General features: G+C 73.6%; 7 protein-coding genes. 3 read left to right on the forward strand and 4 right to left on the reverse strand.

What is annotated here, in order from left to right; genetic code table 11:
* Positions 1 to 122: 122 nt before the first annotated feature.
* Complete coding sequence (locus EXE50_RS03180) at positions 123 to 374, reverse strand: hypothetical protein (protein WP_053771262.1); 252 nt, start codon at positions 372 to 374, stop codon at positions 123 to 125.
* Positions 375 to 641: 267 nt separating this feature from the next.
* On the opposite strand from EXE50_RS03180, the gene EXE50_RS03185 reads away from it, so the two are divergent.
* Positions 642 to 1,193 (forward strand): NYN domain-containing protein, encoded by a 552-nt coding sequence (locus tag EXE50_RS03185; RefSeq protein WP_053771263.1) that lies wholly within the window; start codon positions 642 to 644, stop codon positions 1,191 to 1,193.
* A gap of 83 nt (positions 1,194 to 1,276) precedes the next feature.
* On the opposite strand, the gene EXE50_RS03190 is transcribed toward EXE50_RS03185, so the two are convergent.
* Entirely contained in the window at positions 1,277 to 1,939 is a 663-nt protein-coding gene (locus tag EXE50_RS03190) for a S26 family signal peptidase (RefSeq protein WP_137704343.1), read from the reverse strand.
* 133 nt (positions 1,940 to 2,072) lie between these two features.
* Between EXE50_RS03190 and EXE50_RS03195 the strand changes: the two genes are divergently transcribed.
* Together EXE50_RS03195 and EXE50_RS03200 are read left to right on the forward strand one after the other, a co-directional pair.
* Positions 2,073 to 3,257, forward strand: a complete 1,185-nt coding sequence (locus EXE50_RS03195; protein ID WP_137704344.1) for a glycine cleavage system aminomethyltransferase GcvT — start codon at positions 2,073 to 2,075, stop codon at positions 3,255 to 3,257.
* A gap of 55 nt (positions 3,258 to 3,312) precedes the next feature.
* Positions 3,313 to 5,055: a formate--tetrahydrofolate ligase gene (locus tag EXE50_RS03200; protein WP_137704345.1), complete on the forward strand. Its 1,743-nt coding sequence runs from the start codon at positions 3,313 to 3,315 to the stop codon at positions 5,053 to 5,055.
* 69 nt (positions 5,056 to 5,124) lie between these two features.
* Here the strand turns inward: EXE50_RS03200 and moaC are convergent, their stop codons facing one another.
* Positions 5,125 to 5,667 carry a cyclic pyranopterin monophosphate synthase MoaC gene (moaC, locus tag EXE50_RS03205; RefSeq protein ID WP_137704346.1) on the reverse strand — a complete coding sequence of 181 codons (543 nt, stop codon included), beginning with the start codon at positions 5,665 to 5,667 and terminating at the stop codon, positions 5,125 to 5,127.
* Positions 5,660 to 7,117, reverse strand: coding sequence for an NAD(P)H-hydrate dehydratase (locus EXE50_RS03210; protein ID WP_137704347.1), 1,458 nt, complete (start codon positions 7,115 to 7,117; stop codon positions 5,660 to 5,662). Before EXE50_RS03210 ends, moaC begins: the two co-directional genes overlap by 8 nt.
* Positions 7,118 to 7,172: the final 55 nt, after the last annotated feature.

The raw sequence follows: 7,172 nt of genomic DNA on the forward strand, positions 1-7,172 counted from the left end.
GGACGGCTGCGAGACGGACGGCGAACGGCGAAAGAGAGGGACCAAGCGGACCCGCGGGAACCGGACTGCGGAGTCGACGGACGCGCTCCCGGCCGGTGGCGGAGCTCGGGGTTCGGCGCCGCTTACCGGCGCTCTCCCCCGTCGGTCCGGGCCGTCGTGACCGACTCGGCGCACCAGACGTTGCTCCGGCGACCCGCGCGGGACAGCTCCATCCGCACGACGGACCCGACCGGGAGGTCCGCGACCCGCTCGCGGGCGTCCTCGTCCGCATAGTCGACGATGTGGAACGTCTCGTTGCGGGGATGGGCACGTACCGTGGTACATTCGTGATCGTTCTGTGCGGAAATGACGGTGTACGCGTTCGATTGTGACATCTTATCCCGTTATTGCTGGACACCGTACTTCAAGCCTCCGTATATTCACTACGGACGTGAGGGAAGTCGTAATATCGATATAAGGTCCTGAATTTTGACTACGATCGCCGAAGAGTGTCGATGATTCGCGGACGATCGTTTCGAACAGGCGATCACGAGCGGCCCGGTCGCTGACGGACCGTCACGGGGGACGACCGGCGACTGACGAGGGCGAACCGCGAGCGCGCGGATCACCATACCTATTTCCGACGACGGCGAAGGCCGGTCATGGACCGAGGCGAGGGGCCGGACCCCGAGACGACCGCCGAGGGCGTCGCGAGCGCGGACGCCGAGACGGATCCGGACGCCGGCGGCGTGGCGCTGTTCGTCGACGGCCCGAACGTGCTGCGCGAGGAGTTCGACGTGGACTTAGACGACGTGCGACTGGCCGCCGAGGCGGAGGGGCCGCTGGTGACGACCCGGCTGTACCTCGACGAGCACGCGACGCCGGGGCTGATCCAGGCCGCGGAGGCCCGCGGCTTCGAGGTCGTGATCACGAGCGGCGACGTGGACGTGAAGCTCGCGGTCGACGCCGCGCGGTTCGCCGCGGAGGGCCGGATGGAGACGCTCGCGATCGCCTCCCGCGACACGGACTTCAAGCCGGTCGTCGAGACCGCGAACGGCTACGGGATCCGGACGCTCGCCATCGCGCCCGGCGAGTTCGGCCGGTCGGACGCCCTCCGCAACGCGGCGAACGGCTCCGTGACGCTCGACGGCGACGAGGTCGACGCGACCGAGGCCCCGGACGATACGGGAAGCGAACCGACCTGGCACCGGTAGCGATCGAGCGACGCAGACGGCGACCGTTCACGGGAGAGAGAGCGACGGGGGTGAACGCGCCTTCGGAGCCCTCACAGAACTCCTTACCGCCGGCTTCCCCGCCGAACCCGACCGAGCAACAGCGCCCCGACGCCCCCGGCCAGTCCCGCGATACCGACGAGGACGACGCCGGTCGCGACCCCGCCGTAGCGCGCGGCCGCCGCCTCGACGCCCACCCGTATCCAGCCGAGGTTCGGCACCGCGAACAGCGCCTTCCCGGCGATCCACTCGTCGGGGACGACGGGCGCGATGCCCGCGCTCTGGTCGTACAGCTCGTTCGCGTCGCCGTAGGTGACGTACCCGTCGTACGGCGCCGGGCACGTCGCCAGATCCGCGCAGTCCGCGGCGAGGAGCGCCGGGTCGGCCCGCTCCGTCCAGTCCTCGCCGGCGTCGACCGCGAACGCCAACCGGTGGAACACCGGTCTCCCGTCCGCCCCCGGGACGGTGTAGACGACGACGTCGCCCGTCCCGCCGAGCCGCGCCGGCGCGTTCGGGTCGGCGGCGGTCGAGAGGTCGCCCCACGGCGCGCGGTCGGCCGCCGTCACGACGACGAGGTCCCCGCGCTCGACCCCGGGCGCCATGCTGCCGCTCTCGACCGCGACGAAGGGCGGCCAGGTCCCGACGAGCGCGAACAGGAGGACCGCGGCGACCACGACGGCGACCGCGGGTGCGATCGGACCGGTCCGGTCGGGGCGACGGCTGCTCACGCCGGAGCGAGGGGCCGGCGACCGCTTGAGGCTGTCGGCCGAGTCGACGACGGGCGCGACCGCGGCGGGGGCCGCCGCCGACGCGGACCGCCGATGTCACAAAGCCTTAGGTTCGTCCCGGAGAGGTGCGAGTATGACCGATCGCCTCCCTCCGCTCCACGACGCCCACGACGAGCGCGGCGCCAAGTTCACCGACTTCGGCGGCTGGCAGATGCCCGTCGAGTTCGACTCGATCCGGACCGAGCACGCCGCGGTCCGCGAGTCGGTCGGCGTCTTCGACGTGTCGCACATGGGCGAGATCGAGGTGTCCGGCCCGGACGCGACCGAGCTGCTGAACCGGCTCACGACGAACGACGTGCGCGCGCTCGACCCCGGCGACTCGCAGTACGCCGCGATCACGAACGAGGACGGCGTGATGCTCGACGACACGGTCGTCTACCGGCTCCCCGACGGGACCGCGGCCGGCGAGGGGGCCGCGTCGCTCGCGGACCTCGACGCGACCCGCGACGGCGACCTCGACGCCCCGAGCGGCGACCCCGCGTACCTCTTCGTGCCGAACGCCGGCCACGACGGGCAGATGTACGACCGCTGGACCGCGCACCGCGACGAGTGGGGCCTCGACGCGACCGTCGCGAACGCCACCGACGACTGGGCGATGCTCGCAGTCCAGGGCCCCGACGCGGCCGACGCGCTCGACGAGGCGACGCCGGGGGACCGGGTCGTCGGCCTCTCGAAGTTCGAGGCGGCGGCCGCGGCGGTGGCCGGCACGGAGAGCTGGGTCGCGCGCACCGGTTACACCGGCGAGGACGGCTTCGAAGTGATGTGTCCGGCCGACGCCGCCGAGTCCGTCTGGGCGGCGTTCGCCGACGCGCCGCTGGAGGCGCAGCCGTGCGGGCTCGGCGCCCGCGACACGCTCCGCACCGAGATGGGCTACCTGCTGTCGGGACAGGACTTCGACCCGGAGAGCGAGCCCCGGACGCCGTACGAGGCCCGGATCGGCTTCGTCGTCGAGCTCGACACGGAGTTCGTCGGCCGCGACGCCTTGGAGGCCCAGAAAGAGGAGGGAGTCGACGAGAAGTTCGTCGGCGTCCGCCTCCGCGAGCGCGGCGTCCCCAGGAACGGATACGCCGTCACCGACGGCGACCTCACCCGCGTCGGGAAGCTCACCTCCGGGACGATGAGCCCGACGCTCGACGAGCCCATCGGCTTGGGCTACCTCCACGAGTCGTACGCCGACGCCGGCACCGAGGTGAGCGTCGTCGTACGCGGCGACGAGAAGCGCGCCGAGGTCGTGGTCCCGCCGTTCCTCGACCGCTGAGGGTTGTCACCAAGGCCCGAGCAACGCTCATACGAGCGGGCCGAGAAGCGCCGGTATGGCGCCCACCGATCCCGCGAGCGACGCGACTGGGGTACCGGATTCGGACCTCGCCGTCGCGCGAGCGGCCGATCCCCGGCCGATCGAGGAGGTCGCGGCCGACCTCGGGCTCTCCGCCGACGACGTCGAGCGGCGCGGCGACGGCGTCGCGAAGCTCACGCACGCGGCGGTCCGCGACGCCGTGGGCGACGGGCCGCGCGCGCCCGGGGCCGCGGCGGCGTCGGCCGGGACGACCGTCCTCGTGACCGGCATGTCGCCGACGCCGAAGGGCGAGGGGAAGACCGTCACCACCGTCGGACTCGGGCAGGGGCTCGCCGCGCTGGGCGAGCGGGCCGCGGTCGCGGTCCGGGAGCCGTCGCTCGGCCCGGTCTTCGGGGTCAAGGGCGGCGCGGCCGGCGGGGGCCGGTCGCAGGTGCTCCCGATGGAGGCGATCAACCTCCACTTCACCGGCGACATCCACGCGCTGACCGCGGCGCACAACCTCCTCGCGGCCGCGCTCGACAACCACCTTCATCAGGGCAACGACGCGGAGATAGACGCGCGACGGGTCGACTGGCCGCGCGCGCTCGACGTCAACGACCGCGCGCTCCGCGAGACGGTCGTCGGGCTCGGCGGGACCGCGAGCGGCGTCCCGCGCGAAGACGAGTTCGTGATCACCGCCGCCTCGGAGCTGACGGCCGTCCTCGGGCTCGCGACCGACCTGGATGACCTGAAGGCGCGGATCGGTCGGATCGTGCTCGCGGCCGACGCCGACGGCGAGCCCGTCACGCCGGACGACCTCGGGGTGACCGGCGCCGCGGCCGCGCTGCTCAGGGACGCCTTCCGGCCGAACCTCGTCCAGACGGTCGAGGGGGTCCCGGCGTTCGTCCACGGCGGCCCCTTCGCGAACATCGCGCACGGGACGAACACCCTCGTCGCGGACCGGGTCGGCGCCGCGCTCGCCGACTACCTCGTCACGGAGGCCGGGTTCGGCGCCGACCTCGGGGCGGAGAAGTTCGGGAACATCGTCGCGCGTCAGGGCGTGGTCCCCGACGCTGCCGTCGTGGTCGCCACCGTCCGCGGCGCGAAGCGCCACGGGCTGGAGATGTGGCCGACCGACTTCGACGCCCTCGCGGACCCGGCCCCCGAGGCGGTCCGGGCCGGCGTCGCCAACGTCGCGAAGCACGTCTCGATCGCCGAGTCGTTCGGGGTCCCGGCGGTCGCCGCGATCAACGTGTTCGCGGACGACACCGAGGCCGAACTCGCCGTGCTGGAAGCCGGCCTCGAAGAGCGCGGGATCCCGGTCGCGCGCTCGACGGCCCACCGCGACGGCGGCGCGGGCGCGACCGACCTGGCCGAACTCGTGCGCGATCGCGCCGGGACGGGGTCGTTCGAACCCCTGTACGACGCCGACGCGCCGCTCCGCGAGAAGATAGCGACGGTCGCGCGCGAGGTGTACGGCGCCGCAGGCGTCGAGTACGTCGACGGCGCGGCCGACGACGTCGAGCGCGTCGAGCGCTGGGGGTACGGCGACCTCCCGGTCTGCCTCTCGAAGACCCCGTACTCGCTGTCCGACGACCCCGCCCGGACTGGCGTGCCCGAGGGGTGGACGCTCACCGTCCGCGAGGTGACCCCCTCGGCGGGGGCCGGCTTCGTCGTCGCGAAGACCGCCGACGTGATGACGATGCCGGGGCTGCCCGCGGAGCCGGCCGCCGAGGACATCGACGTGGATGCCGACGGCGACGTGAGCGGGCTGTTCTGACCGACGGTCGGGCCCCGGTCCGACGCCGCCCGCCGCTCACTCGCCGCCCACCGGTCACCCGCCCGCGACTCACTCGCTGACCTGCTCCTTCCGCTTCTCGACGACCTCGACGTCCGAGATCCGCGTGTCGGGATATCCGCCGTCGGCGTCCTTCTCGGCCGCCTTCACCATGTCCCAGACGGTGTTCAGCCCGGTCGTGACGCCCTCTAACGCCTCCATCTCGCAGCCCGTCTTCCCGGTGGTCTCGACCGCGACGGTGAGTTCGATCCGGTCGTCGCCCACCGCGAACTCGGTGTCGACGTTCGTGATCGGGATCTGGTGGCACATCGGGATCGTCTCCCAGGTGTGTTTCACGGCCTGGACGGCGCCGATCCGGGCGGTCGCGAGCACGTCGCCCTTCTCGACCGCGTCGGCCTCGACCGCGTGGATCGTCTCCGGGGTCAGCCGGATCTCGCCGCGCGCGACCGCGCGTCGACTGCTGTCGGGCTTCGCGCCCACGTCGACCATCTGGACGTCGCCCGCGTCGTCGGTGTGGGTCAGCGCGTCCGCGCCGGCGGGGTCCGCGCTCGCGCCGTCGCCCGCCGCGCCGTCGCCGGGTCCGCCGTCACTCATTACGCATCGCCTCCGGCAGCCGGTCGGGTAAGTCCGTCGCCACCAGGCCGGCGCCGTTCGCGTCGGCCGCGGCGTCGCCCGCGCGCCCGACGACGTACGCGCCGACCGCGGCCGCTCGGAACGGGTCCGCGACCGCCGCCAGCGCGCCGACCGTCCCCGCCAGCACGTCGCCGGTCCCGCCGACGGTCATGCCCGGGTTGCCGGTGCGGTTCAGCCGCACGCCGTCGGCGTCAGCGACCACGTCGACCGCGCCCTTCACGAGCAGGACGTGGCCCAGGTCCGCGGCGAACTCCCGGACCAGTTCGGCGCGCTCGTCGGGTTCAGGCGCCGTCTCGCCGCCCATGCCGACCAGTTCGCCCTGGTGCGGGGTACAGATCAGGTCGGCGTCCGTGTCGACCTCGGGGACGACGCGGAGCGCGTCGGCGTCGACGACCGCTCGCCCCTCGTAGGCCGTCAGGAACTCGCGGACGAGCTCGCGGGTCCCGTCGCCGTCTCCCAGTCCGGGGCCGAGGACGACGACGTCGTTCTCGGCCGCGAGCGACGCGACCCGGTCCGCGTGCGACGAGCCGACCCGATCGCCGGGGAGCGGCCGGACGATGAGGTTCGGCGAGAAGCCCTGGACCGCGTCCGCGATCGATTCCGGACACGCCACCCGGGCGAGGTCCGCGCCCGCCCGGAGCGCGGCGAGCGCAGACAGCGTCGGCGCGCCGGTGTACGGCCCGCCGCCGACCACCAGCACCTCGCCGTTGTCGCCCTTGTGCGAGTCGGGGTCGCGGTCGAGGCCGAGGAGGTCTCCCGGGCCCGTGTACCGCTCCGCGGCGGCCGGGATCCCGATGTCGGCGACCGTGACCGCGGCGTCGAGGGCTGCCAGCCCGGGCGTCTCGTCGTGGAACGTCACCACGCGGTCGGCGTCGACGGCGACCCCGCCCGGGCCCCCCGTCGGGTCGCCCGTGTCGGCGTCGATCCCGGATGGCACGTCGACCGCGATCACCGTCGCGTCGCTCGCGTTGATCGCGGCGGCCGCGGTCCGCTCCGGTTCGCGGAGCCCGCCGGATATCCCCGACCCGAGCATCGCATCGACGACCACGTCGGGGTCGTCGCCGTCGGGCGCGTTGAGGTCGAGGTCGCGCGAGTCGGTGACGGTCTCTCGGGGGACCGCCGCGTTTTCGAGCGCCGCCCAGTTCTCCCGCGCGATGTCGGTCCGGATCGTCTCGGGGCGGCCGAGCAGGTGGACCCGGACGGCGTACTCGGTCAGGAACCGCGCCGCGACGAGGGCGTCGCCGCCGTTGTTCCCGCGGCCGCAGACGAGCGCGACGGTCGCGCCCGGGTCCGCGACGGCCCGCACCTCGCGGGCGACCGCGTTCCCGGACGACTCCATCAGCTGTTTGCGCGGCACGCCGAGCGCCGCCGCGTTGGCGTCGACGGCCGCCATGCGATCGGTCGGTATCATGCCCGGCGGTTCGGGCGCCCGGGGATTAAGCGGGCGGGGTCCGGCGGGGCAGGTC

The sequence above is a fragment of the Halorubrum sp. ARQ200 genome (assembly GCF_005435115.1).
Taxonomy (GTDB): domain Archaea; phylum Halobacteriota; class Halobacteria; order Halobacteriales; family Haloferacaceae; genus Halorubrum; species Halorubrum tropicale.

What these genes read in the sequence shown, in the direction of transcription:
- EXE50_RS03180 (WP_053771262.1), bottom strand. Translation starts at nt 374, where the DNA reads ATGTCACAATCGAACGCGTACACCGTCATTTCCGCACAGAACGATCAC.
- EXE50_RS03185 (WP_053771263.1), top strand. Translation starts at nt 642, where the DNA reads ATGGACCGAGGCGAGGGGCCGGACCCCGAGACGACCGCCGAGGGCGTC.
- EXE50_RS03195 (WP_137704344.1), top strand. Translation starts at nt 2,073, where the DNA reads ATGACCGATCGCCTCCCTCCGCTCCACGACGCCCACGACGAGCGCGGC.
- EXE50_RS03200 (WP_137704345.1), top strand. Translation starts at nt 3,313, where the DNA reads ATGGCGCCCACCGATCCCGCGAGCGACGCGACTGGGGTACCGGATTCG.
- moaC (WP_137704346.1), bottom strand. Translation starts at nt 5,667, where the DNA reads ATGAGTGACGGCGGACCCGGCGACGGCGCGGCGGGCGACGGCGCGAGC.
- EXE50_RS03210 (WP_137704347.1), bottom strand. Translation starts at nt 7,117, where the DNA reads ATGATACCGACCGATCGCATGGCGGCCGTCGACGCCAACGCGGCGGCG.